Origin of the sequence: Brytella acorum (assembly GCF_029309905.1) — a bacterium.
GTDB classification, from domain to species: domain Bacteria; phylum Pseudomonadota; class Alphaproteobacteria; order Acetobacterales; family Acetobacteraceae; genus Brytella; species Brytella acorum.
The window spans coordinates 492,761-516,276 of sequence record NZ_JARBJP010000002.1; the positions used below are offsets into that span (position 1 = coordinate 492,761).

General features: G+C 61.2%; 20 protein-coding genes and 2 tRNA genes. 11 read left to right on the forward strand and 11 right to left on the reverse strand.

Going from position 1 to position 23,516, the window contains the following annotated elements; genetic code table 11:
* The first annotated feature begins 21 nt into the window (after nucleotides 1-21).
* From PWM43_RS05560 to PWM43_RS05570, 3 genes are all read left to right on the forward strand, one after another.
* Nucleotides 22-1,476: a TolC family outer membrane protein gene (locus PWM43_RS05560; protein WP_394356034.1), complete on the forward strand. Its 1,455-nt coding sequence runs from the start codon at nucleotides 22-24 to the stop codon at nucleotides 1,474-1,476.
* A 61-nt stretch (nucleotides 1,477-1,537) separates the two neighbouring features.
* Entirely contained in the window at nucleotides 1,538-1,993 is a 456-nt protein-coding gene (locus PWM43_RS05565; RefSeq protein WP_289841566.1) for a DUF2497 domain-containing protein, read from the forward strand.
* 44 nt (nucleotides 1,994-2,037) lie between these two features.
* Nucleotides 2,038-4,725, forward strand: a complete 2,688-nt coding sequence (locus PWM43_RS05570) for a valine--tRNA ligase (RefSeq protein WP_289841567.1) — start codon at nucleotides 2,038-2,040, stop codon at nucleotides 4,723-4,725.
* Between the two features lie 149 nt (nucleotides 4,726-4,874).
* On the opposite strand, the gene ilvD is transcribed toward PWM43_RS05570, so the two are convergent.
* Nucleotides 4,875-6,728 carry a dihydroxy-acid dehydratase gene (ilvD, locus tag PWM43_RS05575; RefSeq protein WP_289841568.1) on the reverse strand — a complete coding sequence of 618 codons (1,854 nt, stop codon included), beginning with the start codon at nucleotides 6,726-6,728 and terminating at the stop codon, nucleotides 4,875-4,877.
* 223 nt (nucleotides 6,729-6,951) lie between these two features.
* Here ilvD and PWM43_RS05580 point away from each other — a divergent pair, with 223 nt between their 5' ends.
* The gene (locus PWM43_RS05580) at nucleotides 6,952-8,910 is read left to right on the forward strand and encodes a CocE/NonD family hydrolase (RefSeq protein ID WP_394356035.1); all 1,959 of its coding nucleotides are present in this window, start codon (nucleotides 6,952-6,954) and stop codon (nucleotides 8,908-8,910) included.
* A 5-nt stretch (nucleotides 8,911-8,915) separates the two neighbouring features.
* Nucleotides 8,916-9,461, forward strand: coding sequence for a peptide-methionine (S)-S-oxide reductase MsrA (msrA, locus tag PWM43_RS05585; protein ID WP_289841569.1), 546 nt, complete (start codon nucleotides 8,916-8,918; stop codon nucleotides 9,459-9,461).
* 49 nt (nucleotides 9,462-9,510) lie between these two features.
* On the opposite strand, the gene PWM43_RS05590 is transcribed toward msrA, so the two are convergent.
* Nucleotides 9,511-10,182, reverse strand: coding sequence for a TetR/AcrR family transcriptional regulator (locus PWM43_RS05590; protein ID WP_289841570.1), 672 nt, complete (start codon nucleotides 10,180-10,182; stop codon nucleotides 9,511-9,513).
* 192 nt (nucleotides 10,183-10,374) lie between these two features.
* On the opposite strand from PWM43_RS05590, the gene PWM43_RS05595 reads away from it, so the two are divergent.
* Entirely contained in the window at nucleotides 10,375-11,085 is a 711-nt protein-coding gene (locus PWM43_RS05595) for an HAD family acid phosphatase (protein ID WP_289841571.1), read from the forward strand.
* Nucleotides 11,086-11,671: 586 nt separating this feature from the next.
* On the opposite strand, the gene PWM43_RS05600 is transcribed toward PWM43_RS05595, so the two are convergent.
* Together PWM43_RS05600 and lysA are read right to left on the reverse strand one after the other, a co-directional pair.
* A complete protein-coding gene (locus PWM43_RS05600) occupies nucleotides 11,672-14,365 on the reverse strand; it encodes a DUF4175 domain-containing protein (protein WP_289841572.1) in 2,694 nt (897 codons plus the stop codon).
* Nucleotides 14,366-14,374: 9 nt separating this feature from the next.
* Nucleotides 14,375-15,706 carry a diaminopimelate decarboxylase gene (gene lysA / locus PWM43_RS05605; RefSeq protein ID WP_394356036.1) on the reverse strand — a complete coding sequence of 444 codons (1,332 nt, stop codon included), beginning with the start codon at nucleotides 15,704-15,706 and terminating at the stop codon, nucleotides 14,375-14,377.
* Nucleotides 15,707-15,772: 66 nt separating this feature from the next.
* Between lysA and PWM43_RS05610 the strand changes: the two genes are divergently transcribed.
* Nucleotides 15,773-16,183 carry a cytidine deaminase gene (locus PWM43_RS05610; protein WP_289841573.1) on the forward strand — a complete coding sequence of 137 codons (411 nt, stop codon included), beginning with the start codon at nucleotides 15,773-15,775 and terminating at the stop codon, nucleotides 16,181-16,183.
* Nucleotides 16,180-16,902, forward strand: coding sequence for a trypsin-like serine peptidase (locus PWM43_RS05615; RefSeq protein ID WP_289841574.1), 723 nt, complete (start codon nucleotides 16,180-16,182; stop codon nucleotides 16,900-16,902). Before PWM43_RS05610 ends, PWM43_RS05615 begins: the two co-directional genes overlap by 4 nt.
* Before the next feature lie 27 nt (nucleotides 16,903-16,929).
* Here the strand turns inward: PWM43_RS05615 and PWM43_RS05620 are convergent.
* From PWM43_RS05620 to PWM43_RS05630, 3 genes are all read right to left on the reverse strand, one after another.
* Nucleotides 16,930-17,006: transfer RNA gene (locus PWM43_RS05620), tRNA-Arg, on the reverse strand.
* A gap of 50 nt (nucleotides 17,007-17,056) precedes the next feature.
* A tRNA-Arg gene (locus PWM43_RS05625) sits at nucleotides 17,057-17,133 on the reverse strand.
* A gap of 106 nt (nucleotides 17,134-17,239) precedes the next feature.
* Nucleotides 17,240-17,644 (reverse strand): hypothetical protein, encoded by a 405-nt coding sequence (locus tag PWM43_RS05630; RefSeq protein WP_289841575.1) that lies wholly within the window; start codon nucleotides 17,642-17,644, stop codon nucleotides 17,240-17,242.
* Nucleotides 17,645-17,775: 131 nt separating this feature from the next.
* Here PWM43_RS05630 and guaA point away from each other — a divergent pair, with 131 nt between their 5' ends.
* The gene (gene guaA, locus PWM43_RS05635) at nucleotides 17,776-19,365 is read left to right on the forward strand and encodes a glutamine-hydrolyzing GMP synthase (RefSeq protein WP_289841576.1); all 1,590 of its coding nucleotides are present in this window, start codon (nucleotides 17,776-17,778) and stop codon (nucleotides 19,363-19,365) included.
* On the forward strand, nucleotides 19,362-19,712 hold the full coding sequence (locus tag PWM43_RS05640) for an arsenate reductase (RefSeq protein ID WP_394356037.1): 351 nt from the start codon (nucleotides 19,362-19,364) through the stop codon (nucleotides 19,710-19,712). Before guaA ends, PWM43_RS05640 begins: the two co-directional genes overlap by 4 nt.
* Before the next feature lie 145 nt (nucleotides 19,713-19,857).
* Here PWM43_RS05640 and PWM43_RS05645 read toward each other — a convergent pair whose 3' ends face one another.
* Both PWM43_RS05645 and PWM43_RS05650 read right to left on the reverse strand, forming a co-directional pair.
* The gene (locus PWM43_RS05645; RefSeq protein WP_289841578.1) at nucleotides 19,858-20,286 is read right to left on the reverse strand and encodes a CHRD domain-containing protein; all 429 of its coding nucleotides are present in this window, start codon (nucleotides 20,284-20,286) and stop codon (nucleotides 19,858-19,860) included.
* A gap of 111 nt (nucleotides 20,287-20,397) precedes the next feature.
* On the reverse strand, nucleotides 20,398-20,964 hold the full coding sequence (locus tag PWM43_RS05650) for an HNH endonuclease (RefSeq protein WP_289841579.1): 567 nt from the start codon (nucleotides 20,962-20,964) through the stop codon (nucleotides 20,398-20,400).
* Nucleotides 20,965-21,119: 155 nt separating this feature from the next.
* Here PWM43_RS05650 and gluQRS point away from each other — a divergent pair, with 155 nt between their 5' ends.
* Nucleotides 21,120-21,965, forward strand: coding sequence for a tRNA glutamyl-Q(34) synthetase GluQRS (gluQRS, locus tag PWM43_RS05655; RefSeq protein ID WP_289841580.1), 846 nt, complete (start codon nucleotides 21,120-21,122; stop codon nucleotides 21,963-21,965).
* Here the strand turns inward: gluQRS and PWM43_RS05660 are convergent.
* Together PWM43_RS05660 and argH are read right to left on the reverse strand one after the other, a co-directional pair.
* Nucleotides 21,950-22,093 carry a hypothetical protein gene (locus PWM43_RS05660; RefSeq protein WP_289841763.1) on the reverse strand — a complete coding sequence of 48 codons (144 nt, stop codon included), beginning with the start codon at nucleotides 22,091-22,093 and terminating at the stop codon, nucleotides 21,950-21,952. The two genes, gluQRS and PWM43_RS05660, sit on opposite strands and share 16 nt — an antisense overlap.
* A complete protein-coding gene (argH, locus tag PWM43_RS05665; protein ID WP_289841581.1) occupies nucleotides 22,090-23,499 on the reverse strand; it encodes an argininosuccinate lyase in 1,410 nt (469 codons plus the stop codon). Before argH ends, PWM43_RS05660 begins: the two co-directional genes overlap by 4 nt.
* Nucleotides 23,500-23,516: the final 17 nt, after the last annotated feature.

A 23,516-nucleotide genomic window follows, 5' to 3' on the forward strand; every position in this document is an offset into this window, starting at 1 on the left:
GAAGCGGAAACAAGGTAAGTCATGAAGCACACAACGTCACTGGGCCTAGGCCTTATGTCTTTCCTGACATGCGGGACGGCGCTTGCGCAGAAATATGACGGTTCCGGTTCGCCCACGTTCATTCCGCACACGCTTCAGGAGGCGCTGGCTGCGGCCTATCTCACCAATCCGCAGCTTCAGCAGGAACGGGCAACCCTGCGTTCAACGGATGAAATGGTACCGACGGCTCTCGCGGGTTGGCGTCCGACGATTCAGGGGCAGGCCGCTCTGACCTATTACCAGGGCGAGAGCAAGTATGGCGCCACGGGGCCGGCCCCCGGATCGGAAAGCGGAGCTCCCGCTTACAGTCGCGTTTATTCCACGCCCGGCTATCAGGGTGGCGTGACGATCACGCAGCCGCTTTACCAGGGTGGCAAGACGACGAAAGCCACGCATCAGGCCGTCAATCAGGTGATGTCCGAGCGGGCCAAGCTGATTTCGACGGAGCAGCAGGTCTTCACCAGTGTCGTGAGCGCCTATGTGGGTGTCGTGCAGGACCAGCAGCTTCTCCAGATCAACATCAACAACGAGCATGTTCTGGAGGAGCAGTTGCAGGCGACACAGCAACGCTTTCGGGAGGGGGAACTCACGAGAACGGATGTTGCCCAGGCACAGGCGGCGCTCGCGATGGCGACCGCTTCACGCCAGCAGGCGGAGGGCACGCTTCAGGCCGCTCAGGCCACGTATTTGCAGGCTGTCGGGCTGCCGCCCGCACCCAACCTTGAAGCGCCCCAACCGCTGAATCTTCCCGTCAAGAGTGAGAAGGAGGCTGTAAGCCTCGCCGCGACCAACAACCCGGACGTTGTGAGTGCGCTCTTCACCGAGTCAGCCCAGAAGGACGCCATTGGAGTCGCGATTGCGCAGATCCTGCCGAAAATTTCGGCGACCGCAGCCTATCAACATATGATCAATCAGTCTTACGGCCACATGATGACCGACAATAAATACGCGATGTTGAATTTCAACATCCCGATTTATCAGGGTGGGTCCGAGTATGCGGCCGTTCGGCAGGCAAGACAAAGCGCCGAAGCTGCGCGCCGCAATGTGGATCTCCAGCGCAGAACCGCGCTTCAGTCGGCGTCCGCCGGGTGGCAGCAACTGCAATCCTATCGGAAAGCCATTACGAGCGATCGACAGGCGATTGCCGCCAACGTCGTCGCGCTCGATGGCGTCGAAAGACAGGCCATTGTCGGGACAAGCACGACCCTGGAAGTTCTTCAGCAGCAGGGCACGCTGCTTCAGTCGCAGATCGCGCTCGTGCAGAGCCTGAGCAGCCTCGTCACGACCTCCTATAGCGTCGCCGCCGCCATCGGTCGTCTGACGGCGGTCGATCTCAAGTTGAATGTGCCGCTTTATGACGAGAAAGCTTATTATAACGCCGTTAAGGACCGTTTGTGGGGTATTAATGATTACGCTGTAAATCAGCCTGGTCGATGATCTTTTGCCGGGCAGAAGAGAAGGGACAATATCGTAATGGATACTGGTGCCGAGACAGAGCTTGGATGACCATGACAAGACGATGGCCGACCTGATGCGGTCCATCCGTCATATCTTGCAGGAGGATGAAATGGACGTGAATATTGCTACTCCCACGTCAGTGGCAGATGAAGGTTCCGATGTTCTCGTTCTTGATGCCGCCATGCGGGCGCCGGACGCTCACGATGGAGCGTCATCTGATAAGGATGCCGTTTCTGGGAGCCTGATCGGTCAGGACGCCCGCGATGCGATGGCGCGGTCCTTTTCTTCGCTTCACACGGCGCTTGAAGCGAAGCCGCAGCCCAGCCATACAGTGGCGGCAAAGACGCCCGTCGCAAACGGATCGTCCCTGACCCTTGAGGATCTGGTTCGGCAGGAAGTGCGCGGACTGGTGCGGGAGTGGCTGGAAGCCAATCTGCCGCCCATGGTCGAGACGATGGTTCGTGCGGAGATCAACCGTATGGCAAGTCGGCGGTAGAGTTTCACCGTGCTTCCTGTCTGCGGATAACAGACAGGAAGATCATGCTCGAAAAAGCCTTCGTACCCGCCGATTACGAGAATAAACTTTACTCTGAGTGGGAGGAGGCTGGCCTTTTCAAGGCTGATCCGTCAGCTTCGGGCGAGTCGTTCTCCATCATGTTCCCGCCGCCGAATGTGACGGGAACGCTTCATCTCGGTCATGCCCTGACCTTTACATTGCAGGATATTCTTATCCGGATGCAACGCGCGCGCGGGCGTAATGTCCTGTGGCAGCCCGGAACGGACCACGCGGGCATCGCCACGCAGATGGTCGTCGAACGTGAACTGGACAAGGCGGGCATTGATCGGAAGGCCATCGGTCGGGATGCCTTCATCGAGCGTGTATGGGAATGGAAAGAGCGAAGCGGCGGCGAGATCGTCCAGCAGCTTCGTAAGCTTGGGGCTTCCGCGGACTGGTCGCGCGAGCGTTTCACGATGGATGATGGTCTTTCCGAGGCCGTGCGTCGTGTTTTCGTGTCTCTCTATGACGAAGGGCTGATTTATCGCGATCGGCGCCTGGTGAACTGGGATCCTGTTTTCCGTTCCGCGATTTCGGATCTCGAAGTCGATAACCGCGAGACGCGCGGTTCTATGTGGTACATCCGCTACCCGGTCGAAAACGGTCATTCCATCACGGTCGGGACGACCCGTCCCGAGACGATGCTTGGAGACGTGGCGGTTGCCGTCAATCCTGAAGATCCGCGCTATACCGCCTTGATCGGTCTGAACGTCGTTCTGCCGTTGACCGGACGTCTGATTCCGATCGTGGCCGACACATATTCCGATCCGGAGAAAGGCACGGGCGCGGTCAAGATCACGCCAGCCCATGATTTTAACGACTTCGAGGTCGGACGTCGTCATGACCTGCCAGCCCTGACGGTTCTCGACGAGGGCGCCAATATCTGGCTCGATGACATTGCGTCAGATCTTCGGGACGTTCCCGATGTGGCATCCCGCGCCTTTGTGGAGTCTCTTCGGGGCATGCCGCGAGAGGAGGCCCGCAAGGCCATTGTCGCGGAACTCGAAACTCTGGGTTTTCTCGAAAAAGTCGAGCCTCATGTTTTGCAGGTGCCTTACGCGGAGCGTGGCGGTGCCGTTGTCGAGCCCCGTCTCACCACACAATGGTATTGCGACGCGGCGAAGCTCGCGATCCCGGCGGTCGAGGCTGTTCGGACTGGAAAGACCGTTTTCGAGCCCCGACAGTGGGAAAACACTTTTTTCGCCTGGATGCGTGAGATCCAGCCGTGGTGCATCAGCCGCCAGCTCTGGTGGGGGCATCGCATCCCGGCCTGGTACGCGCCTGACGGACAGGTTTTCGTCGCGGAAACCGAGGCGGATGCGTTGGTGAAGGCAAGGGCGTCCTGTGGCGACGACGTGGCGCTGGTGCGCGACGAGGACGTGCTGGATACATGGTTCAGTTCCGCATTATGGCCGTTTACGACACTGGGCTGGCCTGAGCGGACGGAAGAACTTGCGCGATATTATCCGACCAGCGTGCTCGTTACAGGCTTCGACATCATTTTCTTCTGGGTCGCGCGGATGATGATGATGGGCCTTCACTTCATGAAGGACGTTCCATTCGAGACAATCCTGATTCATGGCCTTGTTCGCGACGAACGCGGTCAGAAAATGTCGAAGAGCAAGGGCAACGGACTTGATCCGCTGGATCTCGTCGCGGAATTTGGCGCGGATGCGACGCGTCTTGCGATCTGTGCGCTTACAGGCCCCGGACGTGACATCAAGTTCGGTCGCGGTCGCGTCGAGGAGCATCGCAGCTTCGTCACCAAGCTGTGGAACGCGGCGCGCTTTTGCGAAATGAACGGCGTCCGTCCCGTTGCGGATTTCGATACTGCGGGCGTGACAGGCACGCTCGGTCGCTGGATTCTGGCGGAAGCGACCTCGGCGATCGCTGCGGTCGACGAGGCGATGAGCCATTATCGGTTCGATGAATATGCGGCCGCCTGCTACCGCTTCGTATGGACCCGTTATTGCGACTGGTTTCTTGAGCTGGCCAAGCCGGTCTTCGCGTCGGAAGATCAGGAAGAAGTGCGTGAAATCAGAGCCGTCGCGGCTCATGTGTTCGGGGTTGTCTTGCGCCTGATGCATCCGATCGTGCCGTTTGTGACTGAAGTTCTGTGGCGTGATTTCGGCTATGGCGAAACCATCGCGACGGAAGGGTGGCCGACAGCGCCGGTTGTGACGGATGCGGCGGCGGCCCATGATGAAGTTGACTGGTTGATACGCCTCGTCTCGGAGGTGCGCGCCATCCGTTCTGAAATGAACGTTCCTCCCGCGCAGATGGCACCGCTGCTGATGCGCGACGCGACAGAGACGAAATTGGCACGTGCGCAGAAATGGAGGGAGGCCATCGGGCGCATGGCCCGCGTTTCGGAAATAGACAGGCTTGAAGGCGCGGTTCCGCGTTACGCGGCGCAGAGCGTTCTGGACGAAGCGACGCTGGTATTGCCCCTTGAGGGGCTGATTGATCTGGACGCCGAACGGGCTCGTCTTGCGAAAGAGATTGCTCGACTGGAGAGCGAAATCGTCAAGGTCGAGCGCAAACTGGGTAATGCGGACTTCGTGGCGCGCGCCAAACCGGAGGTCGTGGAGGAAAACCGGGAGCGCCTGTCCACATTCACGCATGATCGCGAACGTCTGAAGGCGGCGCTGACCCGTCTTGGCGACAGTTGAAAGCTTGAGAAAGGGAGCGGCGCCGCTCTTTCTGGTTTCACGTGCTCACGCCTGAAACCAGAAGACTCTCCATGCTTTTTCAAGCGTTTTCGTGAGGACGTAAGCTGGGCGCGCCATAACGGCCTGGTGGATAGCGCTTGGGCCTGGCTTCACCCAATTTTTCGGCTGAGCTGGCTCACATCCCGCACCGCGCCCGTGGCCGCGCTGGTGGTCATGAGAGCATAGGCTTGCAGGGCTGGAGACACGATCCGGCGCCGGTCGGGGGTAAACGCTCTCGCCCCTCTGGCCATCATACGTTCGCGTCGGTCGGCCAACGCGGCGTCACTGACCTGCACAGCGAGGCCGCGGTTCGGGATATCGATCAGAATGACGTCGCCATCCTCGATCAGGCCGATCGTGCCGCCCTCGGCCGCTTCGGGGGATACATGTCCGATGGAGAGGCCCGAACTGCCCCCGGAAAAACGTCCGTCGGTGACGAGGGCGCAGGATTCCGCAAGTCCCTTGGATTTCAGGTAACTCGTCGGGTAGAGCATTTCCTGCATGCCAGGGCCGCCTTTTGGACCTTCGTAACGAATGACGACGACGTCGCCGGGTTTGATACGATTGCCGAGGATCGCTGTTACGGCGTCATCCTGACTTTCGAATACGCGCGCCGTTCCGGTAAATTTCAGGATCTTGTCCGAAACACCGGCGGTTTTGACGATTGCTCCGGCCTCGGCGAGGTTGCCATACAGAACGGCAAGTCCCCCGTCCTGTGAGAACGCATGGGCTCGATCGCGAAGGACACCGGCTGAACGGTCGAGATCGAGTTCCTGGTAGCGGCTCGCCTGTGAGAAGGCCTGCGTGGTGCGGACGCCCCCGGGTGCCGCCCTGAAGCGTTCCGCGGCTTCAGGCTCCCCATGCACGATATCCCAGCTTTGAAGACTTTCCGCGAGGGAGGGAGCGTGCACGGTCGGCACGGTCGTTTCAAGCAGGCCCGCACGATCGAGTTCGCCCAGAATGGCAGGAATGCCACCGGCACGATGGACATCTTCCATATGCACGTCGTTCCGTGCCGGGGCGACCTTGCACAGATGCGGTACCTGGCGCGACAGGCGGTCGATATCGGCCATGTGGAAATCCACTTCGGCTTCGTGTGCCGCTGCAAGCAGGTGCAGCACCGTGTTGGTCGAGCCACCCATGGCGATATCGAGCGTCATGGCGTTCTCAAACGCGGCTTTCGTGGCGATCCCTCGTGGCAGGGCTGTGGCATCGTCCTGCTCGTACCAACGTCGCGTAAGTTCCACGACAGTACGGCCCGCTTCGAGGAAAAGCTCGCGTCTGTCGGCATGCGTGGCAAGGAGGCTTCCGTTTCCCGGCAATGCCAGTCCCAGAGCCTCGGTCAGGCAGTTCATCGAATTGGCGGTGAACATCCCCGAACAGGAACCACAGGTGGGGCAGGCCGAACGCTCGATCTGTTCGGATTCGGCGTCGGATACTTTCGGATTCGCCGCCGCAACCATGGAGTCCACCAGATCGAGTTTGCGATCGATCCCCGGTCCGTCGAGTTTGCCGGCCTCCATCGGACCGCCCGAAACGAAGACGGCGGGGATGTTGAGACGCAGGGCCGCCATCAGCATCCCCGGCGTGATCTTGTCACAGTTGCTGATGCAGACGAGCGCATCGGCGCAATGGGCATTGGCCATGTATTCCACGGAATCGGCGATCAGTTCACGCGAAGGCAGGCTGTAGAGCATGCCGCCATGGCCCATCGCGATTCCGTCATCTACGGCGATCGTGTTGAACTCGCGTGCGACACCGCCCGCCTCCTCGATCGCGCCCGCGACGAGGGCGCCGAGATCTTTCAGATGTACATGGCCGGGGACGAACTGGGTGAAGGAGTTGACGACCGCGATAATGGGTTTGCCGAAGTCGCCGTCTGTCATGCCTGTCGCGCGCCACAGGGCGCGCGCGCCCGCCATGTTGCGGCCATGGGTTGTGGTGCGGGAACGGTAGGCGGGCATGATTCAGGATCCAGTCAGAAATTGAGGCGACATAACCGGGCGGGAACGCGTAACGGGCCAAGAGCGCATGCGAACGAAAATGTCAATAAAAAGCACTGGCGCGCACGAATGTTGCGCATGGACCCGGCCTCGTCGTCTCTTGCCGGAACGCGACATAACGGCGATCATTCCTGTTTCATTCCGTCCAGTTTCTGCGTTTTCCCAGATCGAAAGGATCGTCCGCGTGGTCAGTCGCGTCGTGCTGCGAAATATCATCCTCCTTGCTACATGCGCGTCTCTTGGTATCGACGCCCGCGCTGCCGGCCTGAATGGCGAGAAACCTGCTGATGCCGTGACGCCGGACATGATTCAGAACGGTAGCGACATTCCCGCGCATGTCAGGATCCCCGATGAGGCGCGGGATTATATCAGGCGCGATGTCATGATTCCGATGCGTGATGGCGTTAAATTGCATACGGTCATCGTGATTGCCAAGAACGCCAGAGATGCCCCGATTCTTCTGACCCGCACGCCCTATGATGCGAGTGCTCGCGTCAGCCGCGTGGCCGATGCGCCGACGATGCGTGCCGTGCTGGCGCAGGGAGACGGCGTGTTCGTCGATGCGGGTTATATCCGTGTTTTCCAGGACGTGCGCGGAAAGTACGGTTCGGAAGGCGATTATGTCATGACGCGACCGCCGATGGGACCGCTCAACCGCAGCCGGACGGACGACACCACGGACGCGTGGGATACGATCGACTGGCTCGTCAAAAATGTTCCGGAAAGCAACGGTCGCGTCGGGATGACGGGTTCGTCCTATGAAGGCTGGACGGTCGTCATGGCTCTGCTCGACCCTCATCCGGCGCTGAAAGTGGCGTCGCCCGAAAGTCCGATGGTCGATGGCTGGATGGGCGACGACTGGTATCATTACGGCGCGTTCCGGCAGGCGAGCTTTGACTACTTCACGGGTCAGATGTCGGATCGCGGCAAGGGCGGGTCAATCCCCCGGGCGGACGCCGATGATTATACCAACTTTCTGAGAGCCGGATCGGCTGGTCATTTCGCAACCGAAGCCGGTCTCGACCAGTTTCCCTGGTGGCAACGCATGCATGCTCATCCCGCCTACGATGCGTTCTGGTCGGAGCAGGCGCTGGACAGGTTGATCACGCGCCGTCCGATGACCGTTCCGACGATATGGGAGCAGGGGTTGTGGGACCAGGAAGACATGTGGGGCGCCATTCATAGCTGGCAGGCCTTGAAGAGCCGTCATCCCACCGTGCCGAACATCCTCGTGATGGGGCCGTGGCGTCACAGTGGGGTCAACTATGATGGATCCATGCTCGGCCCGCTCCATTTCGATGGCGATACGGCGCTCTGGTATCGCACGAACGTCATGCGTCCGTTCTTCGACCAATATCTCAAGCCTGGCGCACCCAAGGTGAATTTCGACGAAGCCATCATCTACAACACGGGTGAGAATCACTGGGATCACTATCGCAACTGGCTTGGGGAGTGCGGCGCGAGCTGTCTTGGTGTTGGACAAAAACTTTATTTTCAGCCGGATAACGGTCTGGATATGAAGCGCACGCGGCCGGGCACGGTGTCCTATGTGTCGGACCCGGCCCATCCGGTGCCTTTCGTGCAGCGTCCGTATGCCTTTGAAGACGGCGCGCGCTGGAAACCCTGGCTCACGAGCGATCAGCGTTTTGCCGAAGCGCGTCCGGACGTTGTGACGTTCGAGACGCCCGTGCTCGACCATCCTGTCCGCGTGTCGGGAGTGCCGACGGCGGATCTGTTCGCGGCCACGACGGGCACGGATGCGGACTGGGTCGTGAAGGTGATCGACGTCTATCCCGGGATCGACGCGGATCGTCCCGAGATGGGCGGCTATGAACTTCCGCTGTCGATGGATATTTTCCGGGGACGGTATGCGAAGGATTTTGCGCATCCGTCTCCCGCGACGCCGAACCAGGTGGCGGAGTATAAATTCACGCTGCCCGCGATGAACCACGTCTTTCTGCCTGGCCATCGGATCATGGTTCAGGTCCAGTCAAGCTGGTTCCCCCTTTACGATCGCAACCCGCAGACCTACGTCTCCAACATCTTCGATGCGAAGCCGCAGGACTATCGCGCCCAGACCCACACGCTACATTTCGGTGGTGCGTCGGCGAGCGGTATCTACCTCCCAGTCGTGAAGGAATGATGGCGATGAACGGAACAGTTACGGAAACCGCACTTCTTGGCGGTGGCTGCTTCTGGTGCACGGAAGCTATTTTCTCCGGCCTGCGGGGCGTGCTGAGCGTCAAGCCGGGCTATGCGGGCGGTCACACCGCCAGTCCCAGCTACGAGGCGGTATGCACCGGTCAGACGGGGCATGCCGAAGTCGTTGAAGTGACATTCGATCCGCGGGAGATCTCCTATGCGGATCTCCTGCGGGTTTTTTACACAACGCACGATCCGACCACGCCGGACCGCCAGGGCAATGATGTCGGGAGCCAATACCGCTCGGTCATTTTCGCGCGGGACGAGAGCCAGTCGGCGACGGCGCGTGAGGTGACGAAAGAGATCAGCGAGGCGGGGATATGGCGCGATCCTCTTGTTACCGAGATTGCGGGCCCGGCGCATTTCTGGGAAGCCGAAGCCAAGCATCACGATTATTTTGCCCGTAACCCGGAGACCGCGTATTGCGCGGCGGTTGTCGCGCCTAAAGTTTCCAAGGCGCGGAAAATGTATCGCGACCGGCTCAAGGCATAGTGGCATCTGACAGGGCGGCGATCAGACATATGTCTCTTCAGGCGCTGCTTTATCCGGTCGATAGAGCGTTCTGATGCGGCGTCCGCATCGCGTTCCGGGATGGATCGTCGGCGCCGTGCTGCTGTCGGATGACACCGGTTTCGAGCAGCATCGTGATATGGGCGGCAGCGTCGGAAAAGTCCTGTGACGTCAGGGCCTTGCGATCCAGCACAGTTGTGAACTGCGCGCTCATATCGGCATAGGCCTGTGTCATTGCCCAGAGCGAAAACATGAAATGCGGTGTATGGACCGGCCGGATCTCTCCACGCGTCGCCCATACACGGAATGTCCGATCGATCAGGCCGATATGGGCGCGAAGTCTGGACGAAAAATAACCTGTCAGGTGATCCGCGCCCTGGAGGACCTCGTGGGCGAACAGACGTGACGCATGGGGACGTTCACAAGAGAAGGCGAGCTTGGCGGCAATATAGCCCCGAAGGCCGTCGGATGCCGCGATCTCAGGCGTCAGCCAGCGCTCGGCATCGGCCAGCCAGCCGGTCAGGGTATGTTCGAGAACCGCACGGTAAAGCTCTTCCTTGGTGCGGAAGTAGTAATGGATGTTGGCCTTCGGCAATGCGGCGGTACGGGCAATGACGGCCATCGTGGCGCCACCAAAGCCGACGCGTCCGAAGACGCGCTCCGCCGACGACAGAATATGGGCGACGGTGGCTTCACGGGACATGCCCAAAATCTGTCTCCCCGGTGAGCAGCCAGTTCTGCAGGCAGGATTCGTGTCTTATCGTGTCTGTTCCGGGTCGTCCATGTTCCAGTGCCGGTCGTTGCTATACCATGATATTGCGGACTGCCCTTGTGACGGGAGCGTTCGTCCAGTCACAGTGTTCTGTGTTGTTGAAGCTGAGCGGATGGAGGGGGAATGGCTCGAAGATTTGCAGGAGTTTTTCTGACGGCGCTGCTGCTGTGCGGCTGTGTGACGACGATGTCACCGACCGACGCCCAGACTGTCGGTTCCGAGCCGTTCAATGTGGGCGATGCTCAGCGCGCGGCGTCGGCTTATTACGAGAGCGGGCGTTATGCGCAGGATCTGGACGCCGTTTTTTCCGAGGTGCGCCGTTGGGTTCGCGAACATGCACGCCAGCATGCCCGTCCGGCGATCGTTCTCGATATTGACGAAACGTCTGTGTCCAACTGGCTCGCCATGAAGGCCGATGGCTTTGGATACATCAGGGCTGGCGACTGCAACCGTCTTCCCCAGGGTCCGTGCGGTTGGCTTGCATGGGAAGAGTCGGAACGTGCGCCCGCCATACCCGGAGCGCTGGCTCTGGTGCGTGAAGCCCATAGTCTGGGTGTGGCGGTTTTCTTCGTGACCGGTCGGTATGAAGATGAACGCCATGCCACTGAAGCCAATCTCAGGGCGGCTGGCTACGACAACTGGCGTGGCCTCATATTGCGGCCTGTCCATAGCCATACGGAAAGCGCGATGCAATACAAGGCTCCGGCCCGGGCGCGGATCGAAGCCGAAGGGTATCGTATCATTGCCAATATCGGTGACCAGCCATCGGATCTCGATGGAGGGCATGCGGAACGTACTTTCCTGCTGCCGAACCCGTTTTACAGGGTGCCGTGATCATGTCCGGGCGTGAAACGTCAGTTTCATCCCGATCTTGCCCGGCTCGCTTATGCGGCAGCCCGTTGGTCTCCTGAAACGCGCCGGGATGGCAGCACTGTTCGTGATGTCATAATCATCGGTGGCGGCCAGGGCGCCTTGGAAGGTGGAGAGAATGTCGTTTTGTGTGCCGTTCGTGATCTGCGTGCGCGACGTCTGGCAAGACGATCATTCAAAACGAACTCGAACCGCGTCTGAAACAATCTCCCGCGCGTGAAGTGTCGGAGTCGCGTTGCCAGTTTGATCGCGCCACCATCAACCGGCTGAAGGACAGGCTGACGTCATGACCGTGCTCTCGATCCCGCGCTGGCATCGGGTCGGTATCGACTGGAGTTTTCCGTGGCCGACTGTTTCCGCGCGAGCGGGACGAAACAGCGTTACCCGACTTCTTCTGATACCGTCCCGCTCGCATTCGGCCCCGATGAAGGGGGACACCCCCATGTAACGCTCTGCTTTCGCCCTTTGGAGACTCGGCCTGTCGCGGAGGCTGACAGGCGTTGCGGCGCATGATCGGCGTCGGGAGTGCTTTACCGCGAGCGGCGGCAGGTCAGTACGATTTCAGCAACCGATCGAGGTAATCCAGTTCCTCCTGCGGACGTGTGCGATCGGCATCGCGGCGACGCAATTCCTTTTCGATCTCGCGAGCGCGCTCCCGCTGGCTGGCCTCGGGAATGTGGCTGTCGGTATCCACGTCGTCATCCCCTTCGCCGAGCTTGCGTCCCAGAGGGTCGCGATCCTTGGCGTTGGGATCGGCGCGCTCGCCGTCGCCGTCTTCGTCGCCCCTACCGTGACCCGTCCCCTTGGCGCCCTGCTTGTCGGGCGAGCCGAGACCGGGAAGGAGCGTGATCGTCCCATGACCCTGTGACTTGCTCTTCTGCGCCTGGCTCATTTCCTTGCCCGCGTCGGCCAGATCTTTGAGAACCTGCGCTTCGGCTTTCTGCGCATCGACGTCATTGCCCCTGCCAAGCGCATGCCGCGCCGGGTCCATGTCTTTCACGGCTTTTTCGAGCGATTTGAGTTTCGAATCCGTGAGGTCCTTCACATCGTCATTCAGCATGGCGCCGACGCGCTTCAGGGCGCTTTGCACGGCGTGATCGGCGCGACGCTCGTCATCCTGACGCGCGCGGGTGGCCGGGTCGAGCGTGTTCGGGTCCGGCGGCGGAGTCTCGACCGCGGGAGCGTCCTTCAGTCCGGGTGGCGGCTGAAGGCCGAGCCGTTTCAACAGTTCGGTCGTCGACATGTTCGAGATGTCGGGCTGATCGACGTCCTGATCCGTCGATTGCGCCCGGCGCACCGCATTGAGGCGGGACTGCGCGTGATCCAGCAGTTTCGTTTCGTGCTTGATCACGTCATGCAGGGCGCGACGTTGCGCATGCGCCTCGGCCTGCGCGCGAAGCTGACGTGCGAGATTGGCGAGATCCTGGGGGGTCGCGTTGCGCATCTTCTCGGTCATGGATTCGAGCTGCTGGAGACGTTTCATCGCATCGTCGCCGCGACCGTTATCCGCGTCCGATTGCAGGCGGCGCATGAGGCGGCTGAACGCGTCGTTGGCGTCGCCCTCGTCCTGTCCCATATCGGGCATCATCATGCCGTTGAGCATGGCCTGCCGCATCAGGGCCTGCATGCGACGGGCCAGGGCGTCCTTCAGCGTCTGCATCCGGCGACCGAGTTCTTCCCGCTGCTCGAGAGTATGTCCTTTGGGGCCGAGCGCTTTCATATGGTCGAGTTGCTGCTGCACGGCTGTCTGGGCGGCACGCACGTCGAGATTGGCGAGCGCCGCATCGGGGTCGGTAGCGCGCAGATCTTCGAGATAGAGCGCCAGCGACCACATGAGGCCCAGCGCGTCGTCGATCGCGTGAGGATCCTGGGGGTCTTCCAGGCGGGATGCCGCGTAATCCATGGCGATGATCGCGCCGTCCTGTGACGACGGCATGACCTCCGTCAGGGTGCGGAGTTCGTCAGCCGCCGTGGCGCGGTCTTCTTTTTCGAGGGCCAGCCGACGCCGAAGCGCGACCAGCGCCTTGGCGACCGGATCATGAAAAACGCGCGATGGCAGCACGAATTTGACCGAAGCGCTGCGGGCCTCGAGATTGCTGGCGCTTCTCGCAACGAGCGTGGCGGAAACCTGTTCTCCCGCCCATGGATCCGAGGCGAGGTCTTCCGGTGTCGAGCCATTCGCTGATTTGGGCATGCCGCCGAGATCGATCGGCAACGACAACACGCGCTTCGTTTTTCCGTTCGCCAGCCTGATCTCGATGAGCAGGGATTTCACCCCATGGGCCTGCGATACTTTCCAGGGAAAAAGCGTGCGCCAGCCATCTTCTTCCTTCGCGGGTGTGCCGTTCCAGGCGACGCCGGGCGCAAGATCGGGTTCGACCTCGAGATGCCACTGCGCGATTTGTCGCCCACGCGCCTGAATGCTGAGATCGCCGCTTCCGGTCAGATCCGCGTTCAGCGCCCAGCTGCGTGCATCGAGCTTGCGGTCCTGCATTGTGGAGACGCGCGCGCCGGACAAGGTCGGCGCCGAAACCGTACCATTGATCGTGGCGTTCAGATGTGCGCCCGGGGGGACTTTCGCCGAGCCCGATCGGCCATTCAGGAAAACCGGCGCGCCCGGCGCATAATCCGGCATGTCGATCCAGGCTTCGATCTGCGGCAGCGGCACATCGGCGTCGTCATATCCCGGCACGAAAGCGGCCAGCAGGCGTGAGGGCGCGTGCATGCCCGCCCGCATCCCGGTCAGGACGAGCGCCGTAACCACGATCGCGCCGCCGAGCTGCGTCGCGCGCGTCAGGCGCGGGTGCGGCCATCCTCCCCGCAGATTGCCGATCCCGCCTACCGTGCGGGTCAGATGCGCCGACCACAGGCCGTTCCGGTCGGCTTCCACGGGATGGTCCCGCAAGGACTGGAGTGGCTGGAACGAAAGGCGCGACGCCTGTTCGACGCGTCTGTCGACGACATCGATGGTCGGGCGTTCCACTCTGGAGAGGCCTCGAATCGCCGTCACCGCGACACCGGCGGCTACGCCTCCCAGCAGGATCGCATGGAGCGTGTCCGGCATGGACTGGGGGATGCGCAACAATCCGGCGATGACGTAGCCACTGGTCAGAAGGGCAGGTACGCGCAGGGCGAGGATGGCGCGTTCGGCCAGGATCGCCGCCGAGGCATGGCTCCGCGCCTGGGTCAGACGAAATTCGAGATCCCGGCGAGGGCGGGGCATGGGGGTCGCGCTACCACTCATGAAGCGCCCTTACTCCGGCGCCCGGTGGCACCATTGCGGCACGGTTTCTCCGGCCCACAGGTCCTCGATCGGCTGTCTTTCCTTGATGATCTGCCATTGGCCATGATCGACCATGACCTGGGCGGCCAGTGGACGCGCGTTGTAATTGGAACTCATCACGGCACCATAGGCGCCCGTATCGAGAAGCGCCACGACATCTCCGGGGCGCAGCGAGGGCAGAGGCCTGGAGGACGCGAACACGTCGCTGCTTTCGCAGACCGGCCCCACGACTGTCTGGGGGCTCAACGCCGCATTCAGGCGTTCGGGTGAAACGGGAAGGATCCCATGCCATGAATCGTAAAGCGCCGGGCGGGCAAGATCGTTCATCGCGGCATCGAGGATGATCAGGTCAGGCGCGTCCTCTGATTGACGCTTGACGTCGATGACGGTGCTGAGAAGCACGCCAGCGGGGGCGGCAATCCAACGACCGGGTTCGATGGCGAGTTTGACGCCGCAGTCGCCGAGCGTGTCCCGGATCGCTCCGGCCAATGCGGCAGGCGCCGGGGCCAGTTCGTCGCGATATCGGATGCCGAGACCGCCGCCACAATCAACGATATGAACGGGCAGTCCGTTGATACGCAGTTCCCTGACAAGGTCCGCGACGCGCGTATAGGCCGCCTTGTAGGGTGTCGGGGAAAGGATCTGGCTGCCGATATGAACGGCGAGGCCGACAGGTTCGATGCCCGGAAGCGTGGCGGCGTCACGGTAAATATCGAGGGCGTCATCCCAGGCTATGCCGAACTTGTCGTGAGCCCGGCCGGTGCTGATCTTTTCATGTGTTCCCGCGTCGACGTCCGGGTTGACCCGCAGGGCGATCCGCGCCGTCCGGCGCAGTTTCACGGCGACGTTCGACAGACGCCGTATTTCCTCGGCGCTTTCCACATTGATCTGGCCGACGCCGCTTTCGAGGGCGAGCGCCATCTCCATGTCGGTTTTGCCGACACCGGAAAAAATGATGTCCGAGGCGGCGATGCCTGCCTGAAGCGCGCGCATGAGTTCGCCGCCACTCACGACGTCCGCGCCGCAGCCTTCCGATCGGAGGAGGGTGAGTGTGGCCAGATGGTCATTGGCCTTCATCGCGTAATGCAGAGAGACGTTCAGCCCCGAAGCTGCGAAGGCCGCTTTGAGATTGCGCGTGCGGCGGCGCAGCGTACCGGCGCCGGTGACCCAGCATGGCGTGCCGACGCTCTGGGCGATGTTCTGGAGGGAAGCGTCCTCGAAAAGAAGGCCTGCCTGCGCATCCATATGCAGTGCGGGACGGGAGGCTAACAGGGACAGGGGATCAGGATCCGGACGGGTCATGGTTGCAGACTATCCGTCCTTGTGTCGGCTTCCAAGCGCTCCCTTGCGTGGTGTAGCCTGCCGATCATGAGTGAGGAACTGGTAAGGGCGGCTGTGGCCGTCCGCGAGCAGGCCTATGCGCCCTATTCGCGATTTCATGTTGGCGCCGCGCTTCGCGATGAGCACGGACAGATCCATGTCGGATGCAACGTCGAGAATGCGGCGTATCCGCAGGGCAGTTGCGCCGAGGCGGGCGCGATTTCGGGCATGATCATGAAGGGCGCGCGGCATATTTCGGAAATCGTGATCGCGGGCGGAGGCGATCAGCCTTGCACGCCGTGCGGCGGTTGCCGACAGCGTATTCGGGAATTCGCCAGCCCCGACGCCCGGGTGACGATGGTGAATCCCTCTGGTGAGGTCCTGCTTGTGCGAACGCTGGGAGAGCTTCTTCCCGACTCGTTCGGCCCCGACCATCTCGGTTCGAAGCGGGACGCATGAGCATCGGGTGGCGACGGCTTTGCGTCGGCCATCTGATGCTGTGTTGCATCCTTCTCTCCGCGATGCCGCGAGCCCAGTCTCGAGCCCAGCCGCTCGTCGGGGTCGGCGCGGGCCGTCGGTTGCCCGTCGATCTCGCCGCGCCACCGTGGCGCATGATCGGTTTGCTCCAGACCGACGGGGGGACGAGATGCACGGCGTTTCTCGTGGCGCCTTCAGTCATCCGAACCGCCGCGCACTGCCTTTACATCCGCAGGACGGGACATTTTGTCATCGCGTCCCATATCCATTTTCTGCTCGGATATACGGCCGGAACATTTCGTGCCCGGGCCGTGGGACGCGCCTACATCCTGCATCGGGGATACCGGCCTGATATCGTGTCGGATTGCGATGAAGCCACCATCGTACTGGACCATGCGGTTGGTTCCGCATCCGATCTGCTCAGGATCGGTCAACCTGTCGCGGGATCTCAGGCCATGCTGGCGGGATACGAGCAGGATCGCGCGGAAATCGCGATTGCCGACGAATCGTGTCATATCCTGGGTGTCGAAGGCGCGACAAACGGTCTGATCGAGCATGACTGCGCGGGGACGCATGGCGCCAGTGGCGCACCGCTTCTGGTTCGTGACGGTCGTGAGTGGATAATCGCCGGAATCGCCATCGCTGCCAGGGCAGGGCGCGGTGGCGTCGCTCTGCGTATGGATCGCCAGAGCGAGCGTTGAGGGCGTGCGGATCTGAAAAAAGAAGAGTGGCGCACCCGAAAGGACTCGAACCTCTAACCCCCAGATTCGTAGTCTGGTGCTCTATCCAATTGAGCTACGGGTGCCGCGCGACTGTCGATCGCAGTCTATATGATTTCGCTCGTAAAAAAGCGAATGGCGCACCCGAAAGGACTCGAACCTCTAACCCCCAGATTCGTAGTCTGGTGCTCTATCCAATTGAGCTACGGGTGCGTCGTGGTGCGGGTTCTTACTGGCAGTTCAGCGACCGGGCAAGAGGGGAGATGAAAAAAGTCTCCCCGCATGGCCGGTGAGCGGAAGGTCCGGAACGTCAGGCCCCTCAGGAGCGGGTCATCGTGACGTGAGCCCGGCATGATGGTGTGCCGAATGTGCCGCCGATCGCCTGGCCAACCGGGTATCCATCGAAAACCATCGGGCGCGGCTTGTGATCCTGGTCCGTCGTTTCAAGCTGGGCGTGGAAATGAAGATTGTTCGGACCGCGCACGCCGCGGAGGACCAGAGAACCGTCCGCGGGCGTGAACAGGATCTCGTGGGCGTTGACCTGCAGGGTCGAGTTGCGGTCCGTCGGGCAGACGCCTTTGTCGGTCACAAGCGCGCCGACCCACAGACCGCGCGGGTCCTGGCCGGGGTTGGTCTGGCCCGCACAGGCCGTCAAGGCGAGAAGGGTGCCGCCACTCAGGGCCAGCATGCCTTTATGGAAAACGGAGCGGAGAAGAGGGCGCATCTGTAGCTGTCTTTCGCGTGAATCTGGGCGCGGTTGCGTATCATGCATGCCCGCGATGATGACGCTGGCGTGCGAACCCCTTATAGGAGGGCAGCAGCAAGCGCGCACGCCTGAGAGAAAACGGAAGACAGATGACGGAAACCGACGACACCACGCAGATCGAGCAGACGCTGCACGAAGATCGTATTCTGATTCTTGATTTCGGAAGTCAGGTAACGCAGTTGATTGCGCGGCGCGTGCGCGAGAGCGGTGTTTATTGCGAAATCTGGCCGTTTGCGGCGGATGCGCAGCGAATCGCGGATTTTGCGCCGCGTGGCGTGATTTTGTCCGGCAGTCCGGCGAGTGTTCATGATGAGAACCCGCCGCGAATTCCCGATATCGTTTTTGAAATGAACGTGCCGGTTCTCGGAATCTGCTATGGCCAGCAGGCCATGTGCGTCCAGCTGGGTGGGACCGTGGAAACCCACGAGCATCGTGAATTCGGTCGCGCCCATATCGAGATCGCCGAGGATTGCGCCCTGTTTCGCGGCGCATGGGCACGCGGGCATCGCGAGCAGGTCTGGATGAGTCATGGTGATCGCGTCACGAAGCTGCCGCCGGGTTTCCGTGCTGTGGCCTATTCAGAGGGCGCGCCTTTTGCGATCATCGCCGATGAAGGACGGCGCCTTTACGGCGTGCAGTTCCATCCGGAAGTCGTTCATACGCCGCACGGTTCGGCCCTGATCCGTAATTTCACCCATGATGTCGCGGGCTGCCAGGGCACATGGACGATGGCCGGTTTCCGGGATATGGAAATCGAGCGTATCCGCAAGCAGGTCGGCGATGGCCGGGTGATCTGCGGCCTGTCGGGTGGTGTCGACTCCTCCGTCGCGGCCAAGCTCATTCATGACGCGATCGGCGACCAGCTTATCTGCATCTTCGTCGACCCCGGCATTCTGCGTGCCGGCGAAGCGGACGAAGTGGTCAAGACCTTCCGGGGACGTTTCAATATCCGGCTGGTCCATCGAGATGCGTCGGATCTGTTCCTGACGGCTCTCGAAGGCGTCACGGACCCCGAAATCAAGCGCAAGACGATCGGGCGGCTTTTCGTCGAGGTCTTCGAAGAGGAGGCCGCGAAGCTGGGTGGCGCGCAGTTCCTCGCCCAGGGAACCCTGTATCCGGACGTTATCGAGTCGGTCAGTTTCACGGGTGGTCCTTCGGTGACGATCAAGTCGCATCACAATGTCGGCGGTCTGCCCGAGCGCATGAACATGAAGCTCGTCGAGCCGCTGCGTGAACTGTTCAAGGACGAGGTTCGTGCTCTGGGTCGCGAGCTGGGCATTCCTGAATCCATCGTAGGCCGTCATCCCTTTCCGGGGCCGGGTCTGGCCATTCGTATTCCCGGCAGGATCGATCGGGAGAAGCTCGATCTGCTGCGCAAGGTGGATGCGATCTATCTGGAGGAGATCCGTAACGCGGGCCTCTACGACGCCATCTGGCAGGCCTTCGCCGTTCTGCTGCCTGTGCGCACGGTCGGCGTCATGGGCGATGGCCGGACCTACGATCAGGCCTGCGCCCTGCGGGCGGTCACGAGCACGGATGGTATGACAGCCGAAGTCTATCCGTTTGATTTTGCCTTCCTGAACCGCGTGGCAAGCCGCATCGTCAACGAGGTCCGCGGCATCAATCGCGTGACCTACGACATCACGTCCAAGCCTCCCGGGACGATCGAGTGGGAGTGACAATCACTCTTTACGGCATCCGTAACTGCGGGACGGTCAAAAAGGCCCGTGCATGGCTGGACGAACACGGTCACGCTTACGTGTTTCATGACTTCAAGACGCAGGGCGTAACGGAAGCTCTGTTGAAGACCTGGGCTACGAAGATCGGATGGGAAAAGCTTCTCAACCGATCGGGCATGACGTTTCGCAATTTGTCGGACGATCTCAAGTCTGATCTCAATGAGGATAAAGCGCTGTCTCTGATGGCGGCGCACTCATCCGCGATCCGCCGACCGGTCCTGTCAGGCGATTTCGGTTTGGATGTGGGTTTTTCGCCCGAACGCTACGCGGCGCTATTGAACGCGTAAGAGGCGTTTGTATCGGCTCACGGGTTGCCATCAGATGATGCCCGGCAACGTAACAAAGACGCCCTGAGAGAAGTCCGCTGCGCATTCCGCCCGGGCATGCGCAGCGTCATAAAAAGCTTTAGCTCGACTGAAACACTGCCGATGATCAGTGAACGACCTGAGCGCGGGCTTCACCTTCGCCATATTTGTCGGTGTGAAGATTGACGTAGCTCTTGCCATTCTCGACGGTTGTGACCTGATCGTCCGACAGGGTCAGGGTACCGTGCAATTTGCCGTTATACGGACCAGTGATCGGCAGCATGACCCCCGCATCCTGTCCGGCGTCAGCGGGTCCATGAAGATGAACGGCCGTCACGGGGCCAGACAGACCCTTGTAATGGATCGTATAGACGAACGTCTTTTTTTCCGTGTCGAGCGTCGCCTTGATACCACCTGTGGGGGAGGTCGATGCATCGTGCTCGGCCACGAATTTTCCATGAAGCTTGATGGTTTCGGCTTGTGCCGAATAAGCCAGAGCGGGAGTGGCCAGCAGAGTGGTGACGAGGAGGGTCAGGCCTGTTGTACGAACGTTCATGTTCGGATCCTTGAATGGCAGACGGGGTGCGTGGAATGCATCCGTGCGACGATATCAATAGTCTCAAAGATGATTAAGGTTGCGTTCAAATTGCAGTCATTTTGACACGTCTCATCCGTGCTCAAGCTCGCTGTCCCAGTACAGGTAGTCTCTCCAGCTTTCGTGAAGGTAGTTGGGCGGAAAGCTGCGGCCGTTTTCCTGTAATCGCCGCGTGGTCGGCTGGACGGGTTTGCGCCGCGGAAACATGCCGATTTCGGCCGGTAACCGAGATCCTTTGAGTAGGTTGCATGGGCTGCAGGCGGTTACGACGTTGTCCCAGCTCGTACGGCCGCCATGGGCGCGGGGAATGACATGATCGAAGGTGAGATCCTGGGTCGGCAGCCGGTCATGGCAGTACTGACAGGAGAAATTATCACGCAGGAAGACGTTGAAACGGGTAAAAGCCGGGCGCCGCGCCGTCTGGATGAAGTCTTTCAGGGCGATGACGCTTGGGATTTTCATGCTGATGCTGGGAGAATGGACCTCAACGCCGTCATATTCGCTGAGCACGGAAACGCGATCCAGAAAAACGGCCTTTACCGAGTCCTGCCACGACCATAGAGATAGCGGAAAGTAGGATAGCGGTCGAAAATCAGCATTCAGCACAAGGGCCGGGAAATGTTGATGACCGTCGAGCATGATCGGTTCCTTTTATCCAAAGGACGCCCGTCAAACCGCGGCAGCCGTGGCCAAAACGAATGCCTGTCGATTACGCGCAATCCGTTCTCTGGCATGGACTATTTCAGGATTCCCGTCGGGTCGCAAGTATGGGCTCCGTGACAAGGAAATGACAGATGGCGGGTCTCCTCACACGATTTGCACCAAGTCCGACCGGATATCTGCATCTCGGTCACGTGATTTCCGCTTTGCACGCGCGCGATCATGCCGGTCCTGACGGATATCGGGTTCGTATCGAAGATATCGATCCCGTCCGTTGTCTGCCGCTTTACACGCAGGCGCTTCTCGATGACCTCGCATGGCTGGGGCTGTTGCCGCCAGCTCCAATTCGCCGACAGTCGGAGCATTTTCCCAGCTACCACCTTGTCCTGACCCGCCTGAAGGAGAGGCGATTGCTCTATCCATGCGGCTGCACGCGTCAGGAAGTGGCCGATGCCTCACACGGCTACGCTCCGGACGGCAGCCGGATTTATCCCGGCACCTGCCGCGACCACGGTCCTCCGGAAGGTAGGCCACTGGTCTGGCGTCTGGATATGGGCAGAGCACTGGCGGAAATCGGCGGTGAGCCCGGATGGGTAGAGACAGGCAAGGGGCGGATCGGCAGTGAGGCTGCGGCCTTTGGCGATGTCGTATTGGCGCGCCGCGACACCGGAGTTTCGTACCATCTCTGCGTCACCCACGACGATGCGCTGGAAAACATCGATCTCGTCACGCGCGGCATGGATCTATTTCCGGTCACGTCGGTCCATCGCGTGTTGCAGTTGCTGCTGGGCTACCCGGAGCCGGTTTACGCTCATCATCCGCTCATTCTCGGCGCGGACGGACGGAAGCTCTCGAAACGCACGGGGGCTGAAGCCATACGGGGACTGAGAGCACAGGGGCTTTCAGCCCGGGAGGTCCGGGCGCTGGCGTGCAGGGCGCTGGAGGAAAGCCAGGCCCAGACGGATTACTCCGTCGGGTAGGTCTTGGGATAGGTAATCTGGTCAGACGGCCCTGGCGCGTGAGGCGAACCTGCCTTGCCGCACGCTGCCAGAAGCAGTGTCGTGATCATCGTCACGCCTAGCAGGCGGATCAGGGTGTAACGCATCATGCGTCTCCTTCCAGACGTTCCAGCCACAACCTCGCGGCGCACTCGACGTTGATCGGCGCCGTTCCGCCTTCGCTGGTGCGCGAGGCCAGCGACGCCTCGACGGTCAGGACCGAGAAAATGCTTGCATCGATGCCGGGCTCGACGCCGCGCATCTCATCGAGCGTCAGATCGCTGAGATCGCAGCCTTTCGCCTCGGCCATGCCGACCAGTCGCCCCGTCACATGATGCGCGGTGCGGAACGGAACGCGGAGAACGCGGACGAGCCAGTCGGCCAGATCCGTCGCCGTCGAGAAGCCCGCGCCCGCCAGTTCACGCATGCGTCCCTGATCGGGGGTCATATCGCGGATCATGCCATCCATGGCGGCGAGAGAGAGCGTCGCCGCTTCGGTTGCGTCGAAAACAGGTTCCTTGTCCTCCTGCGTGTCCTTGGCATAGGCGAGCGGCAAGCCCTTCATGACCGTCAGCAGCCCGATGAAGTCGCCCGTGATGCGGCCGATCTTGGCGCGAACGAGCTCGGCCGCATCCGGATTGCGTTTCTGGGGCATGATGGACGAACCGGTCGTGAAGGCGTCACTCAGGCGGATGAAGCCGAACGGCGCCGAACACCAGATGACGATTTCTTCCGCGAGGCGGGACAGATGCATCGCCAGAATGGACAGGGCAGAGAGATATTCGAGGGCGAAGTCCCGATCCGAGACGGCGTCGAGAGAATTCGCGGTCGGGCGGGTGAAACCGAGTTCCTGCGCCGTGAATTTTCGGTCGATGGGGAACGAGGTACCGGCGAGCGCGGCCGAGCCGAGCGGACATTCATTGAGGCGCGCGCGCGCGTCGTTCAGGCGGCCGCGATCACGGGCCAGCATTTCCACGTAGGCGAGAAGATGGTGGCCGAACGTGACGGGTTGTGCGACCTGAAGATGGGTGAAACCCGGCATCGGCGTTGCCGCGTATGCGTGAGCGCGCGTGGCGAGAGAGGTCATCAGCGCGTTGATCTGCGCCTCTATGCCGTCTATGGCGTCCCGCACCCAGAGGCGAAAATCGGTGGCCACCTGATCGTTGCGCGAACGTGCGGTATGCAGCCGCTTCCCGGCTTCGCCGATCCGGTCGGACAGGCGAGCCTCGATGTTCATATGGATATCTTCGAGAGCTGACGAGAATTCGAACGTGCCGCTGGCGATCTCTTCGGCGATGTCGTGCAGGCCGTCCCGAATCTGTTTTTCTTCCCCGGCGGTCAGGAGGCCGACGCGCGCGAGCATCGCGGCATGGGCGAGCGAGCCGCGGATATCCTGCCGCCACAGACGCTGGTCGAAGCCGATCGACGCGTTGATTTCGGCCATGATGGCGGCGGGGCCGGTGGCGAACCGGCCACCCCATTGCGGATTGGCAAGGCGGGAATTAGTCTCGGTCACGTCTTCTTCCACGAGGT